The organism is Rhodoferax sp. LS1R11 (assembly GCF_056521395.1).
Genome location: NZ_JBWMAW010000001.1, coordinates 266522 through 293088 on the forward strand (window position 1 = coordinate 266522; position 26567 = coordinate 293088).

The window sequence follows — 26567 nt, forward strand, 5'->3', positions numbered from 1 at the left end:
CCTGCATGCGCGTGTTGCTGCGTTCACTGATATTGGCGGTCGGGTTGGGCTTGTTTGCGGCGGCTTGTTCGTATGCAGCCGCCTCGGTCGTGCTTGTCAGCAGCGAGCGCAGTCCCGCCTATCTGGAGGCCGCAGAGGCCTTGGTCGGCGAACTGGAGCGCGGGGGCATGCAGCGCTCTGACGTGCTTCAACTCATGGCGTCTGAAGTGGCTACGGTGGGCGCACTGGCGCCCAAAATTTATGTGGCACTGGGGTCCGAGGCTGCGGATGTGCTGGCCAAAACCGAGTCCAAGTTGCCGGTGCTTTGCATTCTTTTGCCGCGCAGCAGTTTTGAGCGTGTGTTGCAAAGCAATGGCCGTAAAACATCGGCGCAGTTCTCAGCGCTTTTTCTGGATCAGCCGATCAGCCGCCAGCTGGACTTGATCCACCTGGCGTTGCCCGGCGCACAACGCTTGGGCGTCCTGTGGGGACCCGAATCGCGCTCGCAATCGGTCGCCCTGAAAGTGCTGGCCCAGGCGAGCGGGCTGGAGGTGGTTGATGCGACGGTTGGACGCGATCAACTGGCGTTTTCCAGTCTGAAGCAAGTGTTGGAAAATTCCGATGCGTTGTTGGCGGTGGCCGATCCACAGGTGTACAACAGCAGCAGTATCCAGAACATTTTGCTTGCCTCGTTTCGGGCCAGGGTGCCGCTGGTGGCGTTTTCTCCGGCCTATGCACGCGCTGGTGCCTTGCTGGCCCTGCATGTCACACCAAACCAGGTCGGACAGCAGGCGGCGGCCATTGTCCGGGGGGTGCTTCAGGGCAAAGCTTTGTCTGCCACACCGCTGTACTCCCAGGATTTCAGCATTTCCGTGAATGAGCATGTGGCGCGTTCGCTGGGGCTCAGTCTGGATGCTGAAAGCTTGCGCACGCGCTTGCGGCGTCGGGAGGGCGCACCATGAAAACAGTGGACCTGCGCACACGCATGCTGCTGGTGGCGATTCTTCCCGTGACCTTGTTGGCCGTTTTGCTGGCGGGTGTCTTTTTGGTGGCCCGTGTGGGGGATATTGACGAGGCGCACAGCCAGCGTGCCCGGTCGGTCGCCCGACAACTGGCCACGGCCAGCGAGTACGGTCTGTTTTCAGCCAACGTGAATCAATTGCAGACCATCGCGCGTGGCGCTCTGCGGGAGGCCGATGTGCGATCCATCGCGATCCTCGATGCGCGGGGCAACGTCCTCGCCAGCGCAGGCAAACCGTCTTATCAGATGTTGCCTGTGATGGAGGGACGCGAAAGCGAATCTCTCGATGCGGCGGCGCGTCTGGATCTGCTGGTGCAACCCATCACGGCGAGCCAGGTCAAGCTGGGGGATCTGTTTGAAACACCCGCCTCAACGCCAATCGTCGAGCCGCCTTTCCTGGGGCATGTGCTCATGGAATTTTCGCGCGAAGCGATGTTGCAGCGCGAACGCGACATGTTGCTGTTGGGCATTGCGATCACGCTGGGGGGACTCTTGTTTGGCGGATTCCTGGCGATGCGCCTGGGCCGTGGGGTGATTCGCCCGATTTTGCGCGTGTCGCTCATGATTGAGCGTATCGGGCGTGGTGACTTTTCGGTGCGCGGCGAGCTGTTGCGGGGCGATCCGCTGCGCGACTTGCAGGTCGGCCTGAACCAGATGGCCGAGCGGCTGGAGTCCGGGCGTGATGAGCTGGAGCAGCGAATTGCCACGGCCACACTGGCCCTGCGCCAGAAGAAGGAAGAGGCCGAGACGGCGACCTGGGCCAAATCCCGTTTTCTGGCTGCAGCCAGTCATGACTTGCGACAGCCCACGCATGCGCTGGGCATGTTTGTGGCGCGGCTGGCCCAATTGCCGCACGATGCCCAAACCCAGCATTTGATTGGTAACCTGGACGCCTCGGTTCGGGCCATGCAGGACTTGCTGGATGGCCTGCTTGACATTTCGCGGCTGGATGCCAATGCCGTGCAGGTTCAGCGGCGTCCGTTTCCGCTGGCCGAACTATTTGATCAATTGCGCAGTGGCTTGTCACTGAGCGCAGCCGAAAAAGGCGTTCGTCTGCGCGTGCGGCCAACCGACGTGTGGTTGATGAGCGACCCGGCGCTGCTTTATCGCATATTGCTCAATCTGGCGGGTAATGCCGTGCGGTACACCCGCAAAGGCAGTGTGCTGGTGGCCTGCCGCATGGTGGGTGATGGCCAGCGTGTATGCATCGAAGTGTGGGACAGCGGCATGGGCATTGCGCCAGAACACCAGCGGGCCATCTTCAAGGAGTTTTACCAGGTCGGCAACACCGAACGGGATCGCAACAAGGGCATGGGTCTGGGTCTGAGTATTGTGGACCGCACTGCGCATCTGCTGGGGCACAAGCTGCATGTGCGCTCCAAGCTGGGGGAGGGCAGCCGGTTCAGCATTGAGGTGCCGCGGGTGTCGCCCGATGCGGTTAAAGAGGTGCTCGTCCCCTTGGAGAACAGGGCCTTTGTGGACCTTGCCGGGCTGGTTGTGCTGGTGATTGAGGATGATGCGCTGGCGCGTGAAGGACTGGTCAGTTTGCTGGAGTCCTGGGGGTGCTTTGTGCACATCGCCGAATGTATCGAGGAGGCTTTATGGCATCTGCACCATGGCGTTGTCCTGGACGTGATTTTGAGCGATTACCGCTTGCGCGACGGTGAAAACGGCATTGACACCATCAGCCAGTTGCGAACTGCAGCCGGTCTGGCGATTCCGGCTGGCTTGATGAGTGGTGATACAGATACCTACTTGCAGCAGGCGGCCAGGCATGCCGAGTTGACGTTGCTGCACAAGCCGGTGCGCCCCGCCAAATTGCGCAGCCTGATTCGTCATCTGGCCACCGAGAGTGCGGCCGGCTTGCAGGCGGCGAGCCGAGAGAGCAGCCTTGAGCCCAGCCTCAAGCCGGACGGTGTGACTTGATATAGCCGTGTCGGCCCGCAGCCAGAACGGCCTGGATGCGGGTTTTGACGCCAAAAGCGCGCAACACGGCGGTCACGTGGTTCTTGGTGGTTTCATCCGCCAAATTCAGCGTCTGGCTGATTTCCTTGTTGGAGCGGCCATCCAGCAGCAAATAAAGAACCTCTTCCTGCCGCGGCGTGAACTTCGGGGATTCCAGCGCTGCTGAGGCATTCTCGTCGGACTCCAGGTCTGCCGCGCCAGCCAGCTCGGGGGGAACATACACGCCGCCCGCCAACACCAGACGCACTGCGGAAATCAATTCGTCGCTCAAGCCTGATTTGGTGAGAAAGCCGGCAGCCCCTTTTTGCAGCACCAGGCGCATGATTTTGGGGTTGACCGACCCGGAGAGCATCACGATGGGCAGTTCAGGGTGCTTTTTACCAAACACATCGAGCGCGTCCAGTCCATTCATGTCGGGCAGGTGATAGTCCAGCAACACGAGGTCCAGATCGGGGTGCTGGGCCGCCAATTCAAAGGCGCGGGAGCACTGCGGGGCATCCAGTACCTCAATCTGCTCGTCAAGCCCTTTCAGGACCTGGCGCAAGCCTTCACGCACCAGAGCATGGTCATCGACAACAAGAACTTTCAAAATCTTGACCCCGGCGCTTTCCTACAATAGAGGCTATGTTTGTTCACCTTCGACTCCACACTGAATTTTCCGTCGTTGACGGCACCAACCGTATCGATGATATCGTCAAGTCGGCCGCTTCTGATGGCCAGCCTGCCCTGGCGATCACTGACCTGAGTAATCTGTTTGGCGCGATCAAGTTTTACAAGGAAGCCCGCAAAAGAGGTGTCAAACCCCTCATTGGCTCGGAAATATGGCTCGAAGGCCTGGGCAAAGACGAAGCCGCCCTGTCCCGTCTTGTTGTTTTGGTTCAAAACAAACAGGGCTACCTGAATTTGTCGGAGTTGCTGGCGCGTGCCTGGACACAGAACGTGGGCAAGGCGCAGGCCTGCGTCAAGCTGGCGTGGCTCCAGGAGCTGAATGAAGGCTTGATCGCGCTGTCAGGCGCGCAGGCCGGCCCGGTGGGCCAGGCCTTGGTGCAGGGCGACGATGCCCGAGCTTTTGACGCGGCGCTTCAGCTGGGGGGCATTTTCCCCCACCGCTTTTACTTGGAGCTGCAACGCGCTGGCCGCACAGACGATGAAGCCCACGTCATCGCCACGGTGCAGCTGGCGGCCCGCATGAGCCTGCCGGTGGTGGCTACACACCCCATTCAGTTCACCCAGCCGGACGATTTTGAAGCCCATGAGGCTCGCGTTTGCATTGCCGATGGCGAAATTCTGGGCAACCAGCGCCGTGTGCGCAAGTTCACGCGTGAGCAGTATTTCAAGTCCAGCGCGCAGATGCAGGCGCTGTTTGCGGATGTCCCCTCGGCCATTGCCAATACGGTGGAGATTGCCAAACGCTGCAACCTGACGCTGGTCTTGGGCAAGCCCCAGTTGCCGGACTTCCCGACGCCCGAGGTCAATGGTCAGCGCATGACGCCCGAGGAGTACTTTCGTTACGCCTCGCACGAAGGATTGAAAGAGCGGCTGATTCACCTGTACCCGGATGAGGCCCAGCGCGCAAGCGAGCGGCCGCGCTATGTGGAGCGCCTGGAGTTTGAGATAAGCACCATTTTGAAAATGGGTTTCCCAGGTTACTTCCTGATCGTGGGTGACTTCATCAACTGGGCCAAGAACAACGGCTGCCCGGTCGGGCCGGGACGGGGTTCTGGTGCGGGCTCTTTGGTGGCGTATGTCATGAAGATTACCGACCTGGACCCGCTGCGCTACAACCTGCTGTTCGAGCGGTTTCTGAACCCCGAGCGGGTGTCCATGCCCGACTTTGACATCGACTTTTGCCAGACCAACCGCAATCTGGTGATTGACTACGTCAAGGACAAATACGGCAAGAACGCGGTGAGCCAGATCGTGACCTTCGGCACCATGGCCGCCCGGGCAGCCGTGCGCGACGTGGGCCGCGTGCTGGACATGAGCTACACCTTTTGCGATGGCATCAGCAAGCTCATTCCCAACAAACCGGGGGTCAGCGTCAGCCTGCAGTTGCCACCACCCGACCGCAAGAAAGACGACAAGACGGTGTACGCCACCGACGAGCCGATTCTGGCCGAACGCGAGGCCAAAGAAGAAGACGTCAAGACCCTGCTGGAACTCGCCCGCAAGCTGGAGGGCATGACCCGCAACGTGGGCATGCACGCCGGGGGCGTGCTGATTGCGCCCGGCAAGTTGACGGATTTTTGCCCGCTGTACCAGCAGCCCGGCAGTGACTCGGCCGTGAGCCAGTACGACAAGAACGACGTGGAGGCGATTGGCCTGGTGAAGTTCGACTTTTTGGGTCTGGCCACGCTCACGATTCTGGAGATTGCGCGCGAATTCATCATGAAGCGCCACAAGGGCCAGGAGAATTTCGCATTTGAGAATTTGCCGCTTGACGATGCGCGGGTTTACAAGCTGTTCTCGGACGGCAAGACCGAGGCCGTGTTCCAGTTTGAAAGCCGCGGCATGCAGGGCATGCTGAAAGACGCCAAGCCGACGCGCCTGGAAGATCTGATTGCGTTGAACGCCTTGTACCGCCCCGGTCCCATGGACCTGATCCCCAGCTTTGTGGCGCGTAAACATGGCCGCGAGGTGGTGGAGTACCCGCATCCGCTGGTGGCCAATATGCTCTCTGAGACCTACGGCATCATGGTCTACCAGGAGCAGGTGATGCAGACCGCCCAGATTCTGGGGGGCTACTCGCTCGGCGGCGCCGACATGCTGCGCCGCGCCATGGGTAAAAAAGACGCCGACGAGATGGCCAAGCACCGCCAGATCTTCCGGGACGGTGCGCTCAAGAACGACATCCAGGAGGCGCAGGCCGACGAGATTTTCGACTTGATGGAGAAGTTTGCCGGCTACGGCTTCAACAAGTCGCACGCTGCTGCCTATTCCCTGCTGGCCTACCACACGGGCTGGCTCAAGGTGCATTACACGGCCGAGTTCTTCTGCGCGAACATGACGGTGGAAATGGACGACACCGACAAGCTCAAGGTTTTGTTTGAAGATGCGCTCAAGATGGGCCTGACCTTTGAGCCGCCGGATGTGAACCGCGGAATGCCGCGTTTTGAGCCTATCTCGGACAAGATGATCCGTTATGGCCTGAGCGCCATCAAAGGCTCGGGCCAGCAGGCCATTGAGGCGATTGTGGCGGCGCGTGAAGGCCGGGGTGTGGGCCCCTCGGGCGATGTGGTCGGGCCGTTCAAGAGTCTGTTTGATTTTTGCGTGCGGGTGGACCGCAGCCGCATCAACAAGCGCACGGTGGAAGCCTTGATCAAGGCCGGTGCGTTTGACACGATCCAGCTCAACCGCGCCAGCCTGCTGGCCTCGGTGGACCGGGCGTTTGAGTTTGGTGCGGCGGCGGTGGCCAATGCCAACCAGTGCGGCCTGTTTGACATGGGTGGTGATGACGACCATGGCTCCAGCACACAGGAGCCTGATCTGGTGGAGGCGATGCCCTGGGGCATCAAGGAGCGCCTCGTTTATGAAAAAACGGCCGTCGGCTTTTACCTCTCAGGCCACTTGTTTGATGAGGTCGTGCTGGAAGTGCGGCGCTTCGCCAAACGTCAGATTGACGACCTGATCGACACCCGTGAGCCGCAGTTGCTGGCGGGCATCATCACGGATTTTCGGGTGATCAACGGCCAGCGCGGCAAGCTGGCACTGTTCAAGCTGGATGACAAAACCGGCGTCATTGAGGCCCGGGCCGATGAGGCGCTGATCAATGCCCACCGCAATCTGCTCAAGGACGATGAACTGGTGATTGTCATGGGCAAGCAACAAGTCGACCGCTTTTCAGGCGGCATGCAGTTGACGGTCACCCAAATTTGGGATCTCGACCAGGCGCGCTGCCGGTTTGGCAAATACCTGCGTGTGGCGGTCAGCTCGGATGCCGCAACCCGGGGCCCGGATGTGGCTCGCATGATCAAGGAGTACCCCGCCCAGCGCGAGGTGACGGAGCAGGGCGAGCTGGTGCGCGGTTTGGGTGTACGCCTGGCCGTGACACGCCGAAGCGAGACCGGGGCGGCTTCAGCGGACCTGCAACTGGGCGAAGACGCCAGATTCTTCCCCACCAATGAAGCGCTGGCCGGTTGGCGGGTACAGGCTGATCAGGGCAAGGCGGCTATCGTTTATGAATGAAATCAGGCTGTAGCCCAGGTGGATAGAGCGGGAGTAGCTATTAAATAGATAGCATCCTGAGGGCGCGGGCCAACAGGTGCGTCAGTCCTTGGGGCGGAAGCTGATGAGCAAGGAACTGGGCACCCGACCGTCAACGTCCCGCGGCAGGGTTTCGGTTTTTTCAATCGCTCTCAACACCGCGTCATCCCAGGCTTTGATGCCACTGGATTTGCTCAGTTTGCTGCCGACGATGGTGCCGTCAGGTGCCGCGCGAACTTCAACCTCGGCCACCGGATTGCCGGTGATGTCGTCAGAGAAAACGATGTTGGGTCTGATGCGGGCGCGAATTTTGCCTGCGTAACTGGGTGACGGTCCGGAGGATTGCTGTGCCGAGCCCTTGGATTCGGCGCCACCCGTAGCACCCGCGAGTCCCGCCATGCGTTTGAGGTTGGCGTCCCGCTGGGCTTCAATTTTTTTGGCGTCCGTTGCAGCCTTCTTCTTGTCTTCGACGGCCTGCTTGTCCTGCTCGCGTTTGTCTTGCAGGCGTTTGTCCAGAAGCCGCTTTTTCTCCAGCGCCTCTTTCTCAAGAAGTTCTTTCTCTTTCGCCTTTTCCTGGTCGAGTTTCTTCTGTTTCAGCTTGTCCAGGCGCTGTTGCTTCTCCAACTCTTGTTGCTTTTCTTTTTTCAGGCGCTGTTTTTCCTGCTTCAAGGCGATATCTGCCTCTGCTTGCAGTGGTTGGGCAACGGGTGGCGCAGGGGGTTCGGGGCGTATGACGACCGGTGGGGCCGGTTTTTCGACCGGCTCTGGTGGTACTTCAATCAGCCTGGGCGCCGCTTCCTGGGGCACGGCAGACCACAACTCGGCCTCGGCCGTGAGGTTCACCGGATCGCGCTTCCAGTTCACACCCAGGGTCAGCGCTGCCAACAAAAATGCATGGGCGACGACGGCGAGCCCCATGGCCCGGAGCATGCCCGGTGTGGGCGGCGGAGCAAACTCCAGACGATCGGCTGCGGCGTGCATGCGCTGTACCTAGTTCGCCAGTTGCACGGACAAGCCCACGCGCTGAACGCCCGCGCGTTGCAGCGCATCCATGACTTTGACCACCGTTTCGTACTTGATGTTTTTGTCAGCGCTGATGACCACGGCTGAGCTGGTGGCACCGTTTTGCGCCTTGAGCACGGCCGTGGCGATGTTCTTGAGGGTGGATGAAGTCGATTTTTCCTTGACCTTCATCTCGATGGCATCGTCCTGGCCGATGATGATCTGGATCACCTGGTCAGGCTGCTTGGCCGCTTTGCCCACACTGGGCAGATCAATCACGCTCGGCGTGATGAGCGGGGCGGTCACCATGAAGATGATCAGCAACACCAGCATCACGTCGATGAAGGGCACCATGTTGATCTCGTTGATGGTGCGTCGGCCGCGTCCGCGGCTCACCAGGGAAGGCATGGTCAAACTCCTTGGTTACCGGCCAGAGGCCGATTGCGCGCCGAGGTTGCGCTGCAGGATGTTGGTGAATTCTTCGGTAAAGGTTTCCAGCCGGATCGCGATACGGTCAATGTCCCGCGCAAACCGGTTGTAGGCCACCACGGCGGGAATCGCGGCAAACAGGCCAATGGCCGTCGATACCAAGGCTTCGGCAATGCCGGGCGCGACCGTGGCAAGCGTGACTTGTTGCAAAGAAGCCAGGCCAGTGAAGGAGTGCATGATGCCCCACACTGTGCCAAACAAGCCCACGTAAGGCGAGACCGAGCCGACAGACGCGAGAAACGACAGGTTGGTTTCCACCACGTCCATCTCACGCTGAAAGCTGGCCCGCATGGCGCGACGGGCGCCGTCCATCAAGGTGCCGGCATCTTCAATGCGGCGTTCACGCAGTTTCTGGTACTCGCGCATGCCGCTGGCGAAGATGCGTTCCATGGGGCCGGAGTCGCGGGCATTTTTGGCCGCGGCGGCAAACAGGTCGTTCAGGCTGGTGCCGGACCAGAACTCACGCTCAAACTCATCATTGAGTGCCTTCACGCGCTTGAGCGCAAACAGCTTGCGAAAGATCGCTGCCCAGCTGGACACGGAGATGACCACCAGTAACAGCATCACCAGTTGCACGACCACGCTGGCGTTCAGTACTAGGTGAAGGATTGACAGGTCTTGGTTCATTTCAAGGTTTCCAGAATTATTTGCGGGATTCTCGCCGGTTTGTAGGTCTGGGCATCGACCCAGCCAATGCGGATCGTGCCTTCGCACAGCAAGGTGCGACCGTCTTCGGCTTTCAGAAAGGCCTGCTGTTGTATTGTCATGGACGCACGCCCTGTTTCAAGAGGACGTGCTGTAACAAGAAGTTCGTCATCCAGGCGCGCTGGCTGGCGATAGCGGATCTGGGTATCGCTTACGACGAACATGCCGCCAGTGCTCTCACGCAAGGCACTTTGTTCAATGCCCAAAGAGCGCAACCATTCGGTGCGTGCCCGTTCAAAGAATTTCAGGTAGTTGGCGTAAAACACAATGCCGCCGGCATCGGTGTCTTCCCAATACACACGAACAGGCCAGGCAAAGTGGCCTACCGTGATCAAGTCGCTGTTCATGCGAGCAGTGCCTTGAGGCGTGCGATCGCTTCTTCCAACTGCGGCATGGAACTGGCCGTGGAAAAACGGATGAAGTTGTGTGTGTCGGCTGTGCCAAAGTCACGTCCTGGCGTGACCGCCACATGGGCTTTGTTCATGATCTCAAAGGACAGATCCCAGCTGTCTTTGACCCCCAGTTTTTGGCAGGCGGCGCGGCAATCAGCCCAGGCATAAAAGGCGCCGTCAGGCATCACGGGCACGGTCAAACCCAAGGCATTGAGGGCGGGAATAAAGTAGTCCCGACGCGCTTTGAACTCGGCCCGTCTGCGCTCATATTCAGCAATACTCTCATTCTCGAAGCAGGCCAATGCGGCATGCTGGGAAAGGGTGCTGGGGCAGATGAACAGGTTTTGCGCCAGGCGTTCCATGACGGGCACGATGCGCTCAGGCACCACCATCCAGCCCAGGCGCCAGCCCGTCATATTGAAATACTTGCTGAAGCTGTTAATGCTGATGATGTCGTCGTCCAGCGCCAGGGCGGTCTGGCCATATTGCTCGTCATAACTCAGGCCCAGGTAGATTTCATCCACCAGGGTGATGCCACCCTTGTTTTTGACAACTGTGTGAATGCGGCGCAATTCGTCAGGGTGAATGGAGGTGCCCGTGGGGTTGGAGGGCGATGCCAGCAAAACACCGCGGGTACGTTCAGTCCAGGCCGATTGCACTTTGTCAGCGCTTAACTGAAAGCGCTCAGCCGCGGTGGTTGGAATCAGTATGGCCTTGCCGTCCGCTGCACTCACAAAATGTCGGTTGCACGGGTAGCTGGGGTCCGGCATGAGTATTTCGTCGCCGGACTCAATCAGGGCCAGACACGCCAGTTGCAGGGCAGCAGAAGCCCCGGCGGTGACCACGATGCGGCTGGCTGGAACGCGGATATGGAACCGTTGCAGATACCAATCACTGATGCGCTCACGCAAAGCCAGCATGCCTGTGGCCTGTGTGTATTGGGTCGCACCATCACGCACTGCTTTTTGCGCAGCCTCCTGCACCAGCGGCGGAGCAGTAAAGTCGGGTTCGCCAATGTTCAGGAAGATCATGGGCGCCTCAGTATGCGCCACCTCCTGGGCCAGGCTGGATGCGGCCTTGGCCACTTCCATCACATAGAAGGGCTCAATACGTTGTGCCCGGCTGGAAATCCTCATGCGTGGGGTTTGCCCCGGTCTGCGGCCACTTCAGCAGCCCGAAGGCTGGGTGCCAGGCCGTTCAACACGGCATTGACGTATTTGTGGCCGTCTGTGCCGCCAAACTCTTTGGCCAGTTCAATGCATTCATTGAGCACAACGCGCCAGGGCACGTCCAGGCAGTGTGTGAGTTCGTATGCCCCAATCCACATCACGGCGTGTTCGACGGGCGATATTTCCTCGAACTTTCGGTCCAGCAAGGGCAGGATCATCGCGTCCAAAGTAGCTGCTTCTTCCGAGCAGCCATGCAGCAAGGCATCAAAGTGCACCGAATCAGATTTCGAGAAACCTGCCAGATCGCGTGTGAACAAGTCAATGTCGGACACGTCGTTTTTACCGACCAACTTTTGGTAGAGCGCCTGCAGCGCAAATTCGCGTGCGCGTGAACGCCCGGATTTGCTGGCCGCTTTGCGCGCACCTGTGCTGGTCACGCCAGTGCGGGACTGACGGGGAGGGCGGATGCCCGGGGCTTGGGGTTTGAGATCACTCATTAAATACTTTCCAGCAGGTTGGCCATTTCAACGGCGACGCGGGCGGCATCGCGCCCCTTATCAGTTTGTCGGGCAATTGCCTGTTCCATGTTTTCAGTGGTGAGAATGGCATTGGCGATGGGCAATTGGTATTCGAGCGACACACGGCTCACCCCGGCGCCAGACTCATTGGCGACCAGTTCAAAGTGGTAGGTTTCACCCCGAACAATGGAGCCGAGTGCAATCAGCGCGTCATATTTGAGCTTCTCGGCCATCGCCATCAGCGCGACCGGAATTTCCAGCGCGCCGGGTACCTGCACCAGATCGATGTGTTTTTCAGGAACGCCCAAGGCCAACAGTTCAGCCTTGCAGGCTAACGCTAAAGCGTTGGTGACCGGTTCGTTGAAGCGGGCCTGAACAATGCCGATGGTCAGTTTCTTGCCATTCATATGGTTGCTTGCGGAATCAACGATCCCTTTGTCTGCGCCAAACATGTGTCAATCCTTGTGTGTTTTATTGCGTGATGTAGCCGGTGATTTCCAGCCCGTAACCAGCCATGCTGGGCATGCGTCGAGGATTTCCCAGCAAATTCATCTTGTGGACCCCGCATTCGCGCAGAATCTGGGCGCCAATGCCATAGGTGCGCAGGTCCATGCGGCCGCGCTCAGGGCCATGACTGGCACGGGCTGTACCGTCAAACTGGGCCAGCAGTTGTTCACCGCTTTCGCCGCAATTGAGAAATACCACCACGCCTTTGCCCTCCGAGGCGACTCGGGCCAGGCTGGCATCAAGGCTCCAGGAGTGCATCGTGCGGCCTACCTCCAGCGCATCCAGCACTGACAAGGGTTCGTGGACACGGGCCAGCACCGTCTCATTGGGTGTCCATTGCCCTTTGACGAGCGCGAGGTGCACGCCCTGGGCGGTCTTGTCTTTGAACGCATGGGCGGTGAATTCACCGAACGCGGTGTTGAGCGGGCGCGAACCCAGCTTTTCGACCAGCGACTCCACCCGGCTGCGGTGTTCGATCAGGTCGACGATGGTTCCAATTTTCAGGCCATGCTCGGCGGCAAACAACTGCAGGTCTGGCAAGCGCGCCATCGTGCCGTCGTCTTTCATGATCTCGCAGATGACGGAGGCGGGTGAGCAACCGGCCATGGCCGCCAGATCGCAGCCGGCTTCGGTGTGGCCAGCGCGCATCAACACACCACCTTCAACGGCTTGCAGCGGGAAAATATGCCCTGGTTGCACGAGGTCGTCGGCCTGGGCATGGCTGGCTACCGCCGCCTGCACGGTACGGGCCCGGTCGGCGGCCGAGATGCCTGTCGTGACACCTTCTGCGGCTTCAATGGACACGGTGAAAGCCGTGCCTTTTTTATCGCCATTTCGAACCGTCATGGGCGGCAATTGCAAGCGCTCACAACGCTCACGGGTCAGCGTCAGGCAAATCAGGCCCCGGCCAAAACGCGCCATGAAGTTGATGGCGTCGGCCGTCACATGGTCAGCAGCCAGAACCAGGTCACCTTCATTTTCCCGGTCTTCTTCATCGACAAGAATGACCATGCGACCGGCACGCATATCGGCCACGATGTCTTCAACCGGGGAAATTGCCACAGGGGAGGGGGCGGTCATGGGAATGTCTTTCGGTAAAAATAGATAGAAATGTTTTGGGCAGGTCAGCGGTCAGACCACGAGGGTGTGCGGCAACTGCGGATTGGCGGTCAGCATGCGTTCGACGTACCGTGCGATCAGGTCAATCTCCAGATTGACCTCTGATCCGGCCTGCAGCGTGCCCAGCGCCGTGTTCTGCACGGTGTGAGGGATGATGTTGATGCTCATCTCGCACCCCTCAGCCAGGTCCTGCACGCGGTTGACGGTCAGGCTCACACCGTTGACAGTGATAGAGCCTTTGTAGACCAGGTATTTGGCAAGCGCTTTGGGTGCCAAAACGCGCAGTTCCCAGCTTTCACCCACTTGCTCAAAATAGCTCACGATGCCAATGCCGTCCACATGACCCGACACGATATGACCACCTAGCCGGTCATGTGCACGCAATGCTTTTTCGAGGTTGACAGTGCCGACCTGGGCGAATCCAGCGGTCTTGTCCAGCGATTCGGCAGACACATCCACGGTGAAATGCCGCTGAGGCAGGTCCAGGGAGGTCGCGGTCATGCAGGCGCCATTGAGCGCAATGCTGTCCCCCAGCCCCACGTCGTCAAGGTACGACGGCGGGCACTCAATCGTGAGTCGCTTGCCATGGGTTGAAGAGCTGCCTAAGGCGTGGACGGCGACGATGCGCCCCACGCCGGTGATGATTCCGGTAAACATGCCCGTATTTTCGCAGGGAAAGGGCACTGTTGCCCCTGCAGGCTGAAAACTTGTCGTCTAAAACCGGTCTCGGCCTGGAATTCGGGCCACGATGCGCAGGTCAGGCCCCAGCATGTCCGTGCTTTTGAATTTGAGGGGAACCGCCTGAGACAACGCCGTCAAAGGGCCAAAACTGGCCATGTCACAACCTTGACCCATCAGCTTGGGCGCCAGGTAGACGACAAACTCGTCCACCAAGCCCTCCCGAATCAGGGAGCCATTGAGTTTGTGACCTGCTTCCACATGCAATTCATTGATTTCGCGTGCCGCCAAATCGCGCATCATGGCAGCCAGGTCCACCTTGCCCCGTGTCTCGGCATCTGGACCGGGCAGGTAAATGACCGTGGCCCCACGTTCTTCCAATGCGGCTTTTTTTACATCATTTTGGACTGCAGCGTAGATGTACAGTGCGCGGCTAGCTATGAATATGTGAGCATCCAGCGGCGTTTCCAGTCGGCTGTCAACCACCACAAGATGAGGTTGGCGAGACGTTTCCACCAGTCGAACGTCAAGTTTGGGGTTGTCTGCCAGCACCGTGCCGATGCCGGTGAGCACCGCACACGCCCCAGCGCGCCAGGCGTGACCGTCAGCCCGCGCGGCGTCTGACGTAATCCATTGACTGGCCCCGTTGTTCAATGCCGTTTTGCCATCCAGCGACGCAGCAACTTTCATGCGCACCCAAGGCGTTTTGCGAATCATGCGGCTGAAAAAACCGATGTTGAGCTCGCGCGACGCTTCGGCGCCAGGTCCCACCACCACTTCTATGCCTGCCGCCCGCAACCGCTCGAAACCTTGACCCGCTACCAGCGGATTGGGATCGGCAATGGATGCCACAACCTTTTTGATGCCTGCCGCAATGAGGGCGTCGCAGCATGGACCTGTTTGTCCCTGGTGGGAGCAGGGTTCCAAGGTGACGTAGGCTGTGGCTCCTTCGAGCGAGTGGCCTTGTGCTTTCGCATCGCGGATCGCCATGATTTCGGCGTGGGGACCGCCGCGTTGTTGGGTGTGCCCTTTGCCGATCAAATTGCCCTCTGGGGTCACAATGACGCAACCAACTCGGGGGTTGGGATTGGAAATTCGGAGGGAATGCGTGGATAACTCTGCCGCGAGGTCGCAAAATTCTTGGTTCATATTTTCCAAGGGTGTATCTTCAACGTTGCCTTACTTGCAAAAGCAAGTTCACTAATTTGCTACGGTTGCTAAGCAATTTGTGTCCGTGATGGTTTGGGGTGTGCACACCCGTGCACGTCCAGTGGACGCTATTTTCAGACGGCGCGTTTGAGCTAGTAACGCGGTACCAGATACATCATTGCGTGCAATTTCAAATGTCCATGCACCAAAAGCACCTGTTGTAAGTTTTGAATATCCAGACGCGTCATACATGATGTAAAGGCTCGCAGCCGTTGTGTTGCCGACATTGTTGACCACTAAATAACTTGGAAGCTGCAAGGTTGAAAGAATATCGATGTCGCCGCTATTGTGTGTGCCCGAGCGATCCACATCGACGAAGACAATCCAGCCGCTGCTCCAATTGACGCCGTCGTTTGGAACCACCATGGCATAACGGCCTCGCTTCATGGCTTCACCGCGAGCAGCATTGATACCTGCAAGGAGTGTGTTCGTGACGGAGGTCAGTTCCGCATTTCGCTGAAAACTTGTGAAGCTCGGTATGGCAATCAACATCAGTATCGCGGCCAAGGCGATGGTCACCATCAACTCAATGAGGGTAAAACCTTTGCTCGTGGTCTTCATTTCCAGCAAACGGTTGTGTTGGTGCCGGTGCAGTCTTTGGTCCCCGTGCTTGTCATTCTCAGTGACCCCGCGTCTGGGTCGGGCTGAATAGGCGCTGCAACCACGCGAACACAATCGGCAATAGACAGCGTGCCACCCGCGCCGTCTGGGCAGACATCCGCTGATAAAAGGTAAGCAGCGCCAGCCAGGCCGTCACCTGAGAAGTTCTTGAAAGGTACCGTTATTGCTGTGACACCACCGCAAGCAGTGGATGGCGATGGAGCGCTTGCTGTTGATGTCCCGGTGGACGCGGTTGTGAAGCCGAGATAGCAGTTGGTTTGCGTCATATATCGCTCTTGTTGTTGCATCAAATCAGCCAATGCAGCCCGCCCCTCGGCTCTTTTTCCTTTCAAGATAGAGTTCCGGTACGACGGGTAGGCAATGGCGGCCAGAATACCAACGATTGCTATAACGATCAGGAGTTCGATCAATGAGAACCCATGCTGAGAATTTTTTTTCATGGGTTCACTTTAGATCTTGGTAGTTGTGGATCTGACGCCAGCTGAGCCTGCCGGTGATGCTTGTCACCGTAACTGTCTCACCGCTGGTTTGTCCGGTTGAAAGACCACCGGAGCCGAGTTGAATGACTTGGTTTGTCGTCGTTTTGGTCCGCCGTCCCGTGCTATCGCTGGTCGTGTAAGTCGTTGCCCCTGTCACCTCTGATACCAATGGTTCACCCATGATTCCCACCTTGGATTTAATGAACGTGCCATTGCCATTTGCAGTTTTTACGGTGTATTGGTTTCCACCACCACCGGCTGCCGAGCAACTACCGCTGGTGGTGGATGCCCCGGGAATCAAGCTGCCAAAAACAGCAGTGTCTCCAACTACGGTAGCGCTGCTGATTTGACGCTCACCCGACGTCGGAAAATCAAAATACCACCCTGAGCGTGTGGCCTCAGAATTTAGGTTGGTTGTAGCTCTTCCTAAGGTAAAGGCGGGAACAGAAATAGTGCCTGTGGAGCCAGTGGAGAAGGTAGCCGTTCCCTGCTTGAGTCGTTGACGCCCGCTCACCGCACTTTCCCGCACAGCGGGGCTTACCAAGGTGTCGCCACCGCTGCTGCCATCGTCATAAACCATGTATATGGATTGCTGAGCGGTGCTACCCTTGTCCGATGTTTCCAAATACTTACCAGTGCCAAACAGCAAGTAACTCGACTCGGGCGTTGGCCCATAGGCAATACTTGGTGCCATCGTGATCGGCTGAGCGTTTCCAGATGCATCCCGGGCTGTGTACAACGGATATGGAATGAACGGTGCAGACGAACCTCTTTGGAAAGGTGATAGTTTGTTGATCGTCCAATTGGCAATGCCAAACAAGGAAAAATCAAGTTTCCATAGGTTGCCATGCAAATCGCCTGAATAGATTTGAGTCACTTCCCTTGATGTCCCCAATGCGGCCTGAAAGTTAATCAACCCAGTCGCTTTGGTGGCGGTGAGCGAACCAGAAGTCAAATTACTTAAGTCGCCATTGACCGGTAAGGATATCTTGTAGTAGTTGGTGCCAAGTGACCAGGCTGTACCAGCGGCTTTGTTTAGGTCCAGTAAAAACAGAGCTGGATAGCCTGTACCGTAGTCGCCCGAACTATTGGCAATGGCATAGCTGTTCACGCCGCTTCCCACGACAGCAAACCATTTGTAGGTGGCTGTTGTTGCACTGTAAGCACTGGTACGAAACTTCAGTATTTGTGGGCGTCCGACAACGTTGCCCATGTCTGGATCATCATCATGGGTGAACTCCCACATCACGTTCGATGTGCTGAAAGCTGCAGGGTTGGTCACGTCTAACGCAAAGACCCCTTGTCCACCACCGCCCGTGCCTGATACCAGTACTGTTTTCCAGTCGGCAACGGTTCCGGCTGAACCAACCTGTGCTTCCGCCACCGCAGGTGTTCCATCAACAAAGCTTTGGTGCGCATTAACGTATGTCGTGTTTGTCAATGCAGCCAGTTTTGGCGCAACCCAACTGGGAATGTACGCAAATAATTCATCTCCTGTTGTGGCATTGAACGAGTGAAGCATGCCGTCATTCGAGCCTACAAAAACTGCAGGTGTGCGTGAAGCGTTAGTTGCATAGAAGCTGGCGTACGTGGCGGAGCTGATGCTCCTCGTTGGCGCACCGGAGTACACAACACCTGAGTTGATGATGTCGCCTAACAAGGTATTGCGCTTACGGAAAGGGTTACTTTCTTTTGATTTGTCCCCACGTAGGTAGTCCAGTCGGGACTGTGCCAAGCCGTCAGTTGCCGAAGTGGGGGTCGGTTTGTCCAAAGCTGTCTGCAGACTGCTTTCTATTCCAGCCCATGTAAAGGTTGCTGCGACAGGGTTTTTTGTCGCCCCCACATTGCCCACCACAATGTTGCGTGATGTGGCTGGCGTGGGCAGCAGCGACAGTCTCGTTGCCGCTGTCCAAGTGGGTGTGTTGGAAATGGCGACAACATTGGTTGAGCTCACCGTAACAGGAACCGCCAGAAGGTCGCCGCTCCAGTCGGCTGTGTCAAATGTGCCCTGGTAAATCGTATTGCCCGTTTGAACCAAATTTTTTGACTGTATGGCTCCACCCGCAATGCTTCGTGCCGTTGTTGATGCCCTTGCAAAAATATCATCGAAAGCTTTCAGTACACCTCTAGCATCGCTCTGAAGGAAATAGGTATTAGCCTCACCCGTGCGGCTTGCATTGGTGTCGGTGTCCTCCCAGACGTATTTGTCCGCAGTCGTCATATCGTCGCGATAGAAAGGGTTACCTTTGGTGTTGTACGGATTTTTGGTCAAGTTTGATGGGTCCACCTCGAAACCTCCGTACTTGGACGCCATAAAAAACTGGTTGGCGTAACGACGTGTGTTGACATTACTTTGTGCCCCGTATTCATTGACGTCAAAGGTGAACGTTTTGACGCGCAAACCGGGCCGCTGTTTGCCGGGGCCGCCTGAGGCGGTGTCTGTCCAGTTTGTACCCCGAATGTCATGGGTGTGAGCCCAATAGGCTGAGCCCATGATCTGGCTGGTTCCCGCGCCGCTGGGAACGCTACCGTTGTACCCGTTTGGATTGCCAGTTGTGCGCGATTGGCCCTGCCCATCGACGTAGGTGGTAGATTGATTCCGCTCAAAGCTTTGAACGACGCCTCGCCAAGAGCTGATGTTCGGAATATTGGCGGTGGCACTTGCAGTCGGTAGTCTGCCACCATCATGGGTGTTCACGTCTCCAATCACAACAATATTGCTTTTCAGGCAGGAATAGTCATCTGTCGTGGAGCGTCCGGCATATGGGTCCGTCCAGGTCGTAGTGACTGGAAAACCATCGTACATTGCAGCGGTGATGTTGCTAATGGCGTCCGCGCTTGGCGGCAATCCCTGTAAATAACGCAGCGCCTCGTAATGCAGTTCCCCCACTGGATCGTATATTTTGTAGAGCCCCAAAGTTCCGGTGCGACCGAATTGATTGAGGTAAGTGGTGACGCCGCTCTTGCCAAAAGTTGTATCGTTCTCCGGGTTGACAATAAATACCCCAGTTGTTTCATCCCACTCTTTCTTTGCGTTGCCTCCCGTTGGCGTGTTGTCCACACCATTGATATCAAATGTTTTACCGCCTACATACTTGATCGGTGCGCGTAGGACTCCGCCATATCGTCCACCACTGTTGTAGCTAGCGGTTTGATCCATCAGATAACCAAATGCTGCCAGGCGGAGTTGATCACTGTATTTTTGGATAGCCCCTGTGGGTTTGAAGTTGCCCATGGGATATTTTTTGCACAAACCGTAATCGCGCGAGTCTTGCAAAACACCTGCACTGTCTACATTACAAACTTGGACACGTGAGTAAAAAAATCCATCCGAGTTCAACCCTGTGGGGCCGGTTGGTGCCCATGTTCCTGCGTAGGCGACTGTGTAGCACGCTTTTCCAACGTTGGGCCAAGGATCACCAAAAACGGAGTTTGCACAGGACACCCCATTGGATGCCGGGGCGACATACCATTTATTTGTCCCTCCCGAATTGGCGCCGTACCATACTTCCTTTACGCCCGTAAAACTGCATGGATTGTTCTCAGATGCGCAATTGCTTGCCCCGCTAGGTAGTGATGATGTTTTATAGGTAATTGGGCCAATCTGGGGGGCGGAGGATCCGCCACCCAACTTGTAACTGCCCGTGTTGCCACATCCACCACCCGGTGCAGTACCAAAATAAATGCGGTTGAGTGTGTTGCCAACCCAGATGTCGCCACTGGCTGCCGTTTGCATAGCCGTAGGAACTGCGCCGTAATAGGGTTGGCCCGAAGATCCCCCACTTTGCGCTAACTGCTTTGCTGGAAAGTTAGAACTGTTCCACATGCAAATAGGGTTGCCGTCTGGAATCATCGCCCGCTGCAATATCGTCAAAGCTGGTGCCACGATTTGGCCTGAAGCATTCAATACTGGTGGCGTATCTATATACCGATCACCGCCCGTCAAAGCCAGACGAAGCATGTCAATAGCGGAATTGGATGCCCAATTCAAAAAATTTCCACTAAATGCGTTGGCGCACATCCGGCTGGTTCTTGAAGGCATTGTGGTGTCGGGTGCACTCAGCGCTATGGCTGGCCCACTGCGATCAAAGCGTTTGAAGTCGGCTGTTGTTTGTGGTGCAACTGGGGTTTCTGTTGGTGCGTTGTTGTATGTGTAGCAACTTTCAGCGTCGTAATAGCCAAGGTATCCGTCAGGTTTGAGCGAGTCGTAATTGGTATAAGTATTGTCAGTATTCGAACCACTCACGTACTGTGCCCCCACTGTAGGGTACTCAACGGACAGTGCCAGTGCCAAAGCGGGTTTGTCGCCTGTAGCCGTCGCATACAGTGGATCGGCGGACAAGGCGATGGCGGGGATGCTGGGTGCTGTACTGCCGCTGATGGCCATGAATGAAGCTGCAGCCACTACCGGAACAAGCAGCCACAAGATGCTGCGTTTGCGAAGCGCGCTTAATTTGGGATGGGCTGACAGTCGGTCAATGCTTGCTTGAATACTTGTTGTTGCCGAGGCGTTGGGCGCATTGGGGGTTTTGTTCGTTTGCATGGCATCCCTGTCGTCATTAAATTCGATAAAGCATTTGCAACACCGCTTGAATGTCTTCGCGTGGACCAAATCCCATCGCGGTCACGCGATACAAGTATGTGGGGTTGGACTTGGAGCCAACCGGGTCGGGCACCAATTCAATGATGTAGCGCGGCACCTTTGCTGGCTGCACGCCTACGCTACCCGCCGCAAACGTGCGTCCGGTAAACGTGCCAAGTGCAGTAGTCGGCGCACTCGAACTCGTCGTCGTGAAGTTGGCAGTCAACCATGCGGGCTTGCCGCTCATGGTAATGTCGCAAAGGCCGATGCTTGTACCAGACGTACCGCAACCTGCAACGAATGCGCTCACAGTTTCCCCGTCAAACAGGGTTCGGCGTGTGGATGTGGAGCCAATCATGTCGATTTCCGCGTCAATCAATGCCGCTTCGGCCGACTGCCACGCTACCTGTTGGTCGCGGTCGTTACGCGCACCACGCTCACTCATTAATGCAATCTGTGCCCCACCCACGCCTAAAAGTGAGACAACGACGAGGATCAGCATAACCATGATCAACGAGGCACCACGCTGAGTCGACACAGGTAAATTGAGGCGGGTGTGGGTACTTGTCATGGGCTCACCTGGTACTTCATAAACCTTGGTCATTGCGCAAATGCACCGTGAAGGTAACCACTTGCCGCAGTCGTCCATCGGGAGTGGGTGTGAAGACAGTGCCCGGGTCATCAGTGATGTTTGACATGGCCGATCCCACGGCTCCTGTACTGGAGTTCCTGGCTAAACCGAGAGGATAAAAGGTTTGTGAAACTCTTTCTTGTTGAGAGTTTTCGGGTCCCCGCAACACCAAGCCTATGCGGATAGAGCGTACCCGCCGCCAGTTGGCATTGGTGCCGATGGCGTCTCCCGCAACCGTCAGTTGGTCTGCGCGGAAGTAGCGATCAGGGACTGAATCGGAGATGGCAGCGGCTGACGCAGCACTGGCAGGTGGGGCAACACCTGCTGTGACACCATCAGTGCCATATAAGACCTGAAAATTTTCTACCCCTTGGACAATCGGCTGTGTCAAAAAATTCCCTGATGGGCCAATTACGCTGCACATCAGAGACGGTTCACCTCCACTCATGTCCACATGGATGACACTTATATTTCTGTCGTTGCGATCTACAGGTGGTATCAATGACGCGTTGCCCGCGCAATCGATCATTGATCCATCGGCCTTGACTGAGCCTGGGAACGTTTCTACTGTTTGGTAACGCAATATCAATACATCGCTGCCGAATCCGGTCACTCCACCCGTTCGAGGAGTGGCCGTAATTTGGCTGCTGGCGAAAAGTGCGTTATTGAACCCAAATATATTAGGCAGTGGGTTAACAGGGGCACCCGTCAGATTCAAGGTTGGCTGTGTCGCTGCGTGAATGCGGTCTTTGAAGCCGCTTTGCACGCCAAGTCGCTGAAGGAGATCGTTGACAAATCGGCCGTTGTCGCGAAGTTGTGATGATGCATCCACCGTGTTGAAGCCCTGCCGGGAGACAGTAAGTGCAGAAATAGCAGCCAATGCGATGAGCAAACTGATAACCAAGGCCACCAGCAATTCAACCAAGGTCAAACCGTACTGAGTGTTTCTTGCCAAATACCGTTTACAGATGTTCAGTGAGCGAGCTTGGGAGAGCGCTAAATCACGTGATCTCATGCTGCATTCCCTGCTGTGACGGGAAAAATGATGGATGGTATTGTTGCCCGCTCCAGCGCTGCACTTCCTGTTTGAGAACGGTTTGTTGAGCCGCGAGTCCAACCAATTTTTACCACAATCACGCCGCTTGTGCCAGCTGAACATGCCCAGCGTGGGAGGCCATTGGCGTCAAATGGCGCTTGGTCAAAACAAATGTCGACCCGTGCACCCGGTAGCTCTGCGTCAACCCTGGCAAGCCACTCCGTCATTTCGGCTCTGGCAATCTCGGTTGGATTTGCACAAGCCGCTGTCGTGCTTGCTACGCTCAGACAATAAGAAGAGGTTGCTGGTGTTAAGGGCGTGACAAATGAGCCAATATAAGGATTTGTTGCAGTTGGCAGAATGCCGATATTTTTGTTGCCACGAATCATCTCTGCGAGCTCGCGCGCAAGCACCGCAGCTGACGATTGGAGACGCGCGTCTCTGTTGGCCTGCAAAGACGCGGCCTGCATGCCCACCATGCCCAGCAGACCAAACGACAACACAACAATCGAAACCAGAACCTCAATAAGCGAGAACCCATAAGCTGCTTTTGTCTGGCGCCTCGCGAGGTAAAAATGCGTTTTACTGGCTAAAATTGACTTGGTAGATCGCATGAGCCAATCTTAAATTCAAGTCAGTCCGTCAAGCCATGCAGAAGCAACCGCTAGTCTGCTCAATACGACCCTTTGGCCGCTTGATTGGCAACGCTGGTTGAAAACGAGAGCGTCTACCGTCTCACCTCATCCACCAAAGTCTTGAATTCATCAATATCTTCAAAACTTCGATAGACGCTGGCAAAGCGCACATAAGCCACTTTGTCCAGTTTCTTGAGTTCTCGCATGACCAGTTCGCCAATGCGGGCGGAAGGCAGCTCCCGGACCCCAAGACTCAGCAGCTTTTCTTCGATGCGTTCGATGGCACTGTCTACCTGCTCGGTGCTGACGGGGCGTTTGCGCAGCGCCAGCTTCATGGAGGCGATGAGTTTGGCGCGTTCATATTCAATTCGGCGGCCATCTTTTTTGACGATGGCCGGGAAAGCGACGTCCGGTCGCTCATAGGTGGTAAAGCGCTTTTCACACGAAGCGCACTGACGCCGGCGACGGATGGAGTCCCCGTCTTCAGAAATCCGGGTCTCTACAACCTGAGTTTCGGAATGACTGCAAAACGGGCACTTCATCAATCAAGTCTTAGCGGTATACCGGGAAGCGTGCTGTCAAGGCGTTAACTTTGGCGCGCACTGCTTCGATATTGGCAGCATCCCTCGGATTGTCCAGTACGTCGGCTATCAAGTTGGCTGTCACACGGGCTTCCTCGTCCTTGAAGCCGCGGGTCGTCATGGCTGGCGTACCAATTCTCACACCGCTGGTAACCATTGGTTTTTCAGGGTCATTGGGAATGGCATTCTTGTTGATCGTCATGTGGGCTGCACCCAACACGGCTTCGGCTTCTTTTCCCGTAATGCCTTTGGCACGCAGGTCCACCAACATAACGTGGCTTTCTGTGCGGCCGCTGATGATGCGCAGCCCGCGGCCGGTCAATGTATCTGCCACGATCTGTGCATTTTTTAGCACTTGTTGCTGGTACAGTTTGAATTCAGGGGCAAGGGCTTCCTTGAATGCAACGGCTTTCGCCGCAATCACGTGCATGAGCGGTCCGCCTTGCAAGCCTGGGAAAATGGCGCTGTTGATCGCTTTTTCATGCTGCGACTTCATCAAAATAATGCCGCCACGGGGGCCGCGCAGGCTTTTGTGGGTAGTTGAGGTTACAACGTCAGCGTACGGCACGGGATTGGGGTACACGCCTGCGGCAATCAGTCCGGCATAGTGAGCCATATCCACCATGAAGATCGCGCCAACATCTTTGGCAACTTTGGCGAATCGTTCAAAGTCGATGCGCAGGCTGTAGGCTGATGCGCCTGCAATGATCAGTTTTGGTTTTGTTTCATGGGCCTTGCGTTCCATGGCTTCGTAGTCAATCTCTTCCTTGTCGTTGAGGCCGTAGCTGACAACATTGAACCATTTGCCGCTCATGTTCAGGGCCATGCCGTGAGTCAGATGACCGCCTTCGGCCAGGCTCATGCCCATGATCGTGTCGCCAGGCTTCAAAAACGCCAGGAACACGGCTTCATTGGCCGACGCACCGCAATGCGGCTGGACATTGGCTGCGTCGGCGCCAAACAGTTGTTTGACGCGATCAATTGCAAGCTGTTCAGCCACATCGACAAACTCGCAGCCGCCGTAGTAGCGCTTTCCTGGATAGCCTTCTGCGTATTTGTTGGTCAGCTGTGTGCCTTGGGCTGCCATCACGGCAGGCGAGGCGTAGTTTTCGCTTGCAATCAGTTCAATATGGTGTTCTTGGCGGGCGTTTTCGGCTTGAATGGCTGCGAAAATCTCGGGATCGGTTTGTTCGATAAGAATATGACGGTCGTACATGGCAGTCCTCAAAGACATTGGGCCTGTGGATCATTAAAAAATGAAACCAGGGCTGCCCAGGCGAACGGCTAATCACATTGACCTAGATAGGAATGCGGCACGCTTCCCCGTGGTGTCCCCACTTCAGCGTCCCAAGCCCTGAAAGCTTGGGCGCCTATCGCCAGTCGCGTGCCGTTCGAGTTTAACTGAGCAAGGTGGCTCGATACGCGATTGCTGCCAAATTTCAGGAACTGAAGACAGCCGCAACTTTTTCAGTATGGCCTTCAGTTCCGCGTTCAAGGGTTTCTTCTGGTTTGACCGGCGTTGCCGGAACTATGGGTGTGGCGGACACACGAATTGCTTGTGGTGCGGTCAGCGGTGCAACGAGCGGCACCGCACGTCCTGTCGCTACCATTTGAAGGCGTGCATGTTCAGCCATGACTTTGCCCGCGTACCCGCCGTCGTCTTCAATGTTGGCGGCACCTACATAATATTTGAGTCCACCCTCCATGGAGCCAGCGCGGCTGATGCATTCCTGCAGCACTTTGACCCCAACGCGCAGATTCGTCAGCGGATCGAAAGCGGCCAGTTTGCCGCCAAAGTTCTCGTATTTGTCACTGTGAATCTTGGTCATGACCTGCATCAGGCCTTGGGCACCCACAGGGCTCTGTGCAAATGGGTTGAAGCCCGATTCAATTGCCATGACGGCCAATATGAGAGTGGGGTCCAGCTTGGTGTGGATGCCAATGTCGTAAGCCTCGGCGACCAGGGCGCTCAAGGGTTCGGGCGCGACCCTGTATTTTTTGCTTAGCCAGTAGGCAACAGCGGCCTGTTGTTTGGGCAAGTCTTGTGGATTGCTTGCGGTGGCGCGATCGATGGCGTCAATCTCGCCATCCATGACGACTGCAGGGGCCTGACGGGTTTGCAACCAGCTGAACAACTTGACTTCGCCAATCTCGCGAAGCTCAGGGCGGGCGGTCAGTGTGATGAGGACAAAAATAACGGCCAGCCCGATCAAGGCAAAACTGTTGTGGGTGATTTCAAAGAAACCTTGGGCGATGTCGGATGCGAAAGTTCGCAGGCCCTTGGTGAATTTTGTTGACGCGGTCATAGCTCTTCCTTCGTTCGCGCGGGCTGGCGGGTTGCACTGCAAGCAGTGAGGCAACTTTCGCGGCACCTCGTTTGGGTTGGTACGCTATCAATATCCTGCGGGTTCTTTCACGTGCTGTGCAGAGATTTGAATATGCCGGGGGTCGGCAGCGATGCGGGTAATCCCTAGATTCTGTCTGGGATGGGCGGATTCTAGGGTGACTTAATATATCCAGTCAACAATAACAAATAGATTTGTTATTCTATAAATTGAATTAAGAAGCCTGTTTTTTGCACAAAAAAGCGCAAAAAAATGAGCTGATCTTGCAAAGCGGAGGTGCGTCTCTTTGCTCTTGATTCATATCGATGGTTGAATTTTTGCGCCGCCTGCCTATACTTGCTTTGCTTGTCACACGACGAGCGTACGTCGGCAGTAGCCAGTCCACACCCTCGGGTGGCAGTGATGAAGCGATCCCGGCAAAACGTGGAGGCAATCGTTTGCTTCCCTACACATTGGGACCTTACCCTCTCTAATGTGTGAAGCCATGATGGCATGGACTTCGTGTCCGCTGTCGAGCCCGATTGTTTGGCATTTGCCAGGTGACCGGGCTTTCTTTTGTCTGAGGTTTGAGCGTGGTTTTTTGGCGTCAACTTGTCTGTACAAGCTCTCTTGAAAGGCAAGGGGACCGCGATCTTTGTGGACTTTTTACGCCCATAAGCCCTTGCGCAGGCAAAATGGGACGTGCCAGTCTCATCGCAAGC

At 56.6% G+C, this 26567-nt stretch carries 23 protein-coding genes and 1 riboswitch; of the genes, 3 read left to right on the top strand and 20 right to left on the bottom strand.

Annotation, left to right across the window (positions count from 1 at the left end):
• Positions 1-5: 5 nt before the first annotated feature.
• Together AC097N_RS01290 and AC097N_RS01295 are read left to right on the top strand one after the other, a co-directional pair.
• Positions 6-941 (top strand): ABC transporter substrate-binding protein, encoded by a 936-nt coding sequence (locus tag AC097N_RS01290; RefSeq protein ID WP_479578917.1) that lies wholly within the window; start codon positions 6-8, stop codon positions 939-941.
• A complete protein-coding gene (locus AC097N_RS01295; RefSeq protein ID WP_479578918.1) occupies positions 938-2926 on the top strand; it encodes a hybrid sensor histidine kinase/response regulator in 1989 nt (662 codons plus the stop codon). Before AC097N_RS01290 ends, AC097N_RS01295 begins: the two co-directional genes overlap by 4 nt.
• On the opposite strand, the gene AC097N_RS01300 is transcribed toward AC097N_RS01295, so the two are convergent.
• Entirely contained in the window at positions 2904-3554 is a 651-nt protein-coding gene (locus AC097N_RS01300; RefSeq protein ID WP_479578919.1) for a response regulator, read from the bottom strand. The genes AC097N_RS01295 and AC097N_RS01300 overlap by 23 nt on opposite strands.
• Before the next feature lie 35 nt (positions 3555-3589).
• On the opposite strand from AC097N_RS01300, the gene dnaE reads away from it, so the two are divergent.
• Positions 3590-7150, top strand: coding sequence for a DNA polymerase III subunit alpha (dnaE, locus tag AC097N_RS01305; protein WP_479578920.1), 3561 nt, complete (start codon positions 3590-3592; stop codon positions 7148-7150).
• A gap of 81 nt (positions 7151-7231) precedes the next feature.
• On the opposite strand, the gene tolA is transcribed toward dnaE, so the two are convergent.
• The 19 genes from tolA to AC097N_RS01400 all read right to left on the bottom strand — a co-directional run bounded on the left by tolA (position 7232) and on the right by AC097N_RS01400 (position 25827).
• Complete coding sequence (tolA, locus tag AC097N_RS01310) at positions 7232-8149, bottom strand: cell envelope integrity protein TolA (protein WP_479578921.1); 918 nt, start codon at positions 8147-8149, stop codon at positions 7232-7234.
• A 9-nt stretch (positions 8150-8158) separates the two neighbouring features.
• Positions 8159-8578: a biopolymer transporter ExbD gene (locus AC097N_RS01315; RefSeq protein ID WP_479578922.1), complete on the bottom strand. Its 420-nt coding sequence runs from the start codon at positions 8576-8578 to the stop codon at positions 8159-8161.
• 15 nt (positions 8579-8593) lie between these two features.
• Positions 8594-9286 (bottom strand): protein TolQ, encoded by a 693-nt coding sequence (tolQ, locus tag AC097N_RS01320; protein WP_479578923.1) that lies wholly within the window; start codon positions 9284-9286, stop codon positions 8594-8596.
• Positions 9283-9711, bottom strand: a complete 429-nt coding sequence (gene ybgC / locus AC097N_RS01325; protein WP_479578924.1) for a tol-pal system-associated acyl-CoA thioesterase — start codon at positions 9709-9711, stop codon at positions 9283-9285. Before ybgC ends, tolQ begins: the two co-directional genes overlap by 4 nt.
• Positions 9708-10892 carry a pyridoxal phosphate-dependent aminotransferase gene (locus tag AC097N_RS01330; protein ID WP_479578925.1) on the bottom strand — a complete coding sequence of 395 codons (1185 nt, stop codon included), beginning with the start codon at positions 10890-10892 and terminating at the stop codon, positions 9708-9710. Before AC097N_RS01330 ends, ybgC begins: the two co-directional genes overlap by 4 nt.
• Entirely contained in the window at positions 10889-11422 is a 534-nt protein-coding gene (nusB, locus tag AC097N_RS01335; protein WP_479578926.1) for a transcription antitermination factor NusB, read from the bottom strand. The genes AC097N_RS01330 and nusB overlap by 4 nt, the downstream gene beginning before the upstream one ends.
• A complete protein-coding gene (ribH, locus tag AC097N_RS01340; RefSeq protein ID WP_479578927.1) occupies positions 11422-11895 on the bottom strand; it encodes a 6,7-dimethyl-8-ribityllumazine synthase in 474 nt (157 codons plus the stop codon). Before ribH ends, nusB begins: the two co-directional genes overlap by 1 nt.
• Positions 11896-11914: 19 nt before the next feature.
• Positions 11915-13030, bottom strand: coding sequence for a bifunctional 3,4-dihydroxy-2-butanone-4-phosphate synthase/GTP cyclohydrolase II (gene ribBA / locus AC097N_RS01345; RefSeq protein WP_479578928.1), 1116 nt, complete (start codon positions 13028-13030; stop codon positions 11915-11917).
• A 51-nt stretch (positions 13031-13081) separates the two neighbouring features.
• Positions 13082-13726 (bottom strand): riboflavin synthase, encoded by a 645-nt coding sequence (locus AC097N_RS01350; protein ID WP_479578929.1) that lies wholly within the window; start codon positions 13724-13726, stop codon positions 13082-13084.
• Positions 13727-13783: 57 nt separating this feature from the next.
• A complete protein-coding gene (ribD, locus tag AC097N_RS01355; RefSeq protein ID WP_479578930.1) occupies positions 13784-14896 on the bottom strand; it encodes a bifunctional diaminohydroxyphosphoribosylaminopyrimidine deaminase/5-amino-6-(5-phosphoribosylamino)uracil reductase RibD in 1113 nt (370 codons plus the stop codon).
• A 51-nt stretch (positions 14897-14947) separates the two neighbouring features.
• A complete protein-coding gene (locus tag AC097N_RS01360; RefSeq protein ID WP_479578931.1) occupies positions 14948-15517 on the bottom strand; it encodes a GspH/FimT family pseudopilin in 570 nt (189 codons plus the stop codon).
• Positions 15514-16017 carry a type IV pilin protein gene (locus AC097N_RS01365; RefSeq protein WP_479578932.1) on the bottom strand — a complete coding sequence of 168 codons (504 nt, stop codon included), beginning with the start codon at positions 16015-16017 and terminating at the stop codon, positions 15514-15516. Before AC097N_RS01365 ends, AC097N_RS01360 begins: the two co-directional genes overlap by 4 nt.
• 4 nt (positions 16018-16021) lie before the next feature.
• On the bottom strand, positions 16022-20599 hold the full coding sequence (locus tag AC097N_RS01370; protein WP_479578933.1) for a pilus assembly protein: 4578 nt from the start codon (positions 20597-20599) through the stop codon (positions 16022-16024).
• A 16-nt stretch (positions 20600-20615) separates the two neighbouring features.
• Positions 20616-21242 (bottom strand): pilus assembly PilX family protein, encoded by a 627-nt coding sequence (locus AC097N_RS01375; RefSeq protein WP_479578934.1) that lies wholly within the window; start codon positions 21240-21242, stop codon positions 20616-20618.
• A complete protein-coding gene (locus tag AC097N_RS01380; RefSeq protein ID WP_479578935.1) occupies positions 21226-22284 on the bottom strand; it encodes a PilW family protein in 1059 nt (352 codons plus the stop codon). Before AC097N_RS01380 ends, AC097N_RS01375 begins: the two co-directional genes overlap by 17 nt.
• Complete coding sequence (gene pilV / locus AC097N_RS01385; protein WP_479578936.1) at positions 22281-22919, bottom strand: type IV pilus modification protein PilV; 639 nt, start codon at positions 22917-22919, stop codon at positions 22281-22283. Before pilV ends, AC097N_RS01380 begins: the two co-directional genes overlap by 4 nt.
• 113 nt (positions 22920-23032) lie before the next feature.
• Positions 23033-23482 (bottom strand): transcriptional regulator NrdR, encoded by a 450-nt coding sequence (gene nrdR, locus AC097N_RS01390; RefSeq protein WP_479578937.1) that lies wholly within the window; start codon positions 23480-23482, stop codon positions 23033-23035.
• A 10-nt stretch (positions 23483-23492) separates the two neighbouring features.
• On the bottom strand, positions 23493-24737 hold the full coding sequence (gene glyA / locus AC097N_RS01395) for a serine hydroxymethyltransferase (protein WP_479578938.1): 1245 nt from the start codon (positions 24735-24737) through the stop codon (positions 23493-23495).
• 47 nt (positions 24738-24784) lie between these two features.
• A riboswitch (ZMP/ZTP riboswitch) is annotated at positions 24785-24915 on the bottom strand.
• A 45-nt stretch (positions 24916-24960) separates the two neighbouring features.
• A complete protein-coding gene (locus AC097N_RS01400; protein ID WP_479578939.1) occupies positions 24961-25827 on the bottom strand; it encodes a transglycosylase SLT domain-containing protein in 867 nt (288 codons plus the stop codon).
• Positions 25828-26567 lie beyond the last annotated feature (740 nt).

Coding starts and splice junctions, on each gene's coding strand:
- ribH (WP_479578927.1), bottom strand. CDS start 11,895: ATGTTTGGCGCAGACAAAGGGATCGTTGATTCCGCAAGCAACCATATG.
- ribD (WP_479578930.1), bottom strand. CDS start 14,896: ATGAACCAAGAATTTTGCGACCTCGCGGCAGAGTTATCCACGCATTCC.
- AC097N_RS01370 (WP_479578933.1), bottom strand. CDS start 20,599: ATGCAAACGAACAAAACCCCCAATGCGCCCAACGCCTCGGCAACAACA.
- AC097N_RS01375 (WP_479578934.1), bottom strand. CDS start 21,242: ATGACCAAGGTTTATGAAGTACCAGGTGAGCCCATGACAAGTACCCAC.
- ribBA (WP_479578928.1), bottom strand. CDS start 13,030: ATGACCGCCCCCTCCCCTGTGGCAATTTCCCCGGTTGAAGACATCGTG.
- tolA (WP_479578921.1), bottom strand. CDS start 8,149: ATGCACGCCGCAGCCGATCGTCTGGAGTTTGCTCCGCCGCCCACACCG.
- AC097N_RS01350 (WP_479578929.1), bottom strand. CDS start 13,726: ATGTTTACCGGAATCATCACCGGCGTGGGGCGCATCGTCGCCGTCCAC.
- dnaE (WP_479578920.1), top strand. CDS start 3,590: ATGTTTGTTCACCTTCGACTCCACACTGAATTTTCCGTCGTTGACGGC.
- AC097N_RS01400 (WP_479578939.1), bottom strand. CDS start 25,827: ATGACCGCGTCAACAAAATTCACCAAGGGCCTGCGAACTTTCGCATCC.
- tolQ (WP_479578923.1), bottom strand. CDS start 9,286: ATGAACCAAGACCTGTCAATCCTTCACCTAGTACTGAACGCCAGCGTG.
- AC097N_RS01295 (WP_479578918.1), top strand. CDS start 938: ATGAAAACAGTGGACCTGCGCACACGCATGCTGCTGGTGGCGATTCTT.
- AC097N_RS01380 (WP_479578935.1), bottom strand. CDS start 22,284: ATGAGATCACGTGATTTAGCGCTCTCCCAAGCTCGCTCACTGAACATC.
- nusB (WP_479578926.1), bottom strand. CDS start 11,422: ATGAGTGATCTCAAACCCCAAGCCCCGGGCATCCGCCCTCCCCGTCAG.
- AC097N_RS01360 (WP_479578931.1), bottom strand. CDS start 15,517: ATGAAGACCACGAGCAAAGGTTTTACCCTCATTGAGTTGATGGTGACC.
- AC097N_RS01365 (WP_479578932.1), bottom strand. CDS start 16,017: ATGAAAAAAAATTCTCAGCATGGGTTCTCATTGATCGAACTCCTGATC.
- nrdR (WP_479578937.1), bottom strand. CDS start 23,482: ATGAAGTGCCCGTTTTGCAGTCATTCCGAAACTCAGGTTGTAGAGACC.
- AC097N_RS01290 (WP_479578917.1), top strand. CDS start 6: ATGCGCGTGTTGCTGCGTTCACTGATATTGGCGGTCGGGTTGGGCTTG.
- AC097N_RS01315 (WP_479578922.1), bottom strand. CDS start 8,578: ATGCCTTCCCTGGTGAGCCGCGGACGCGGCCGACGCACCATCAACGAG.
- pilV (WP_479578936.1), bottom strand. CDS start 22,919: ATGCGATCTACCAAGTCAATTTTAGCCAGTAAAACGCATTTTTACCTC.
- ybgC (WP_479578924.1), bottom strand. CDS start 9,711: ATGAACAGCGACTTGATCACGGTAGGCCACTTTGCCTGGCCTGTTCGT.
- AC097N_RS01330 (WP_479578925.1), bottom strand. CDS start 10,892: ATGAGGATTTCCAGCCGGGCACAACGTATTGAGCCCTTCTATGTGATG.
- glyA (WP_479578938.1), bottom strand. CDS start 24,737: ATGTACGACCGTCATATTCTTATCGAACAAACCGATCCCGAGATTTTC.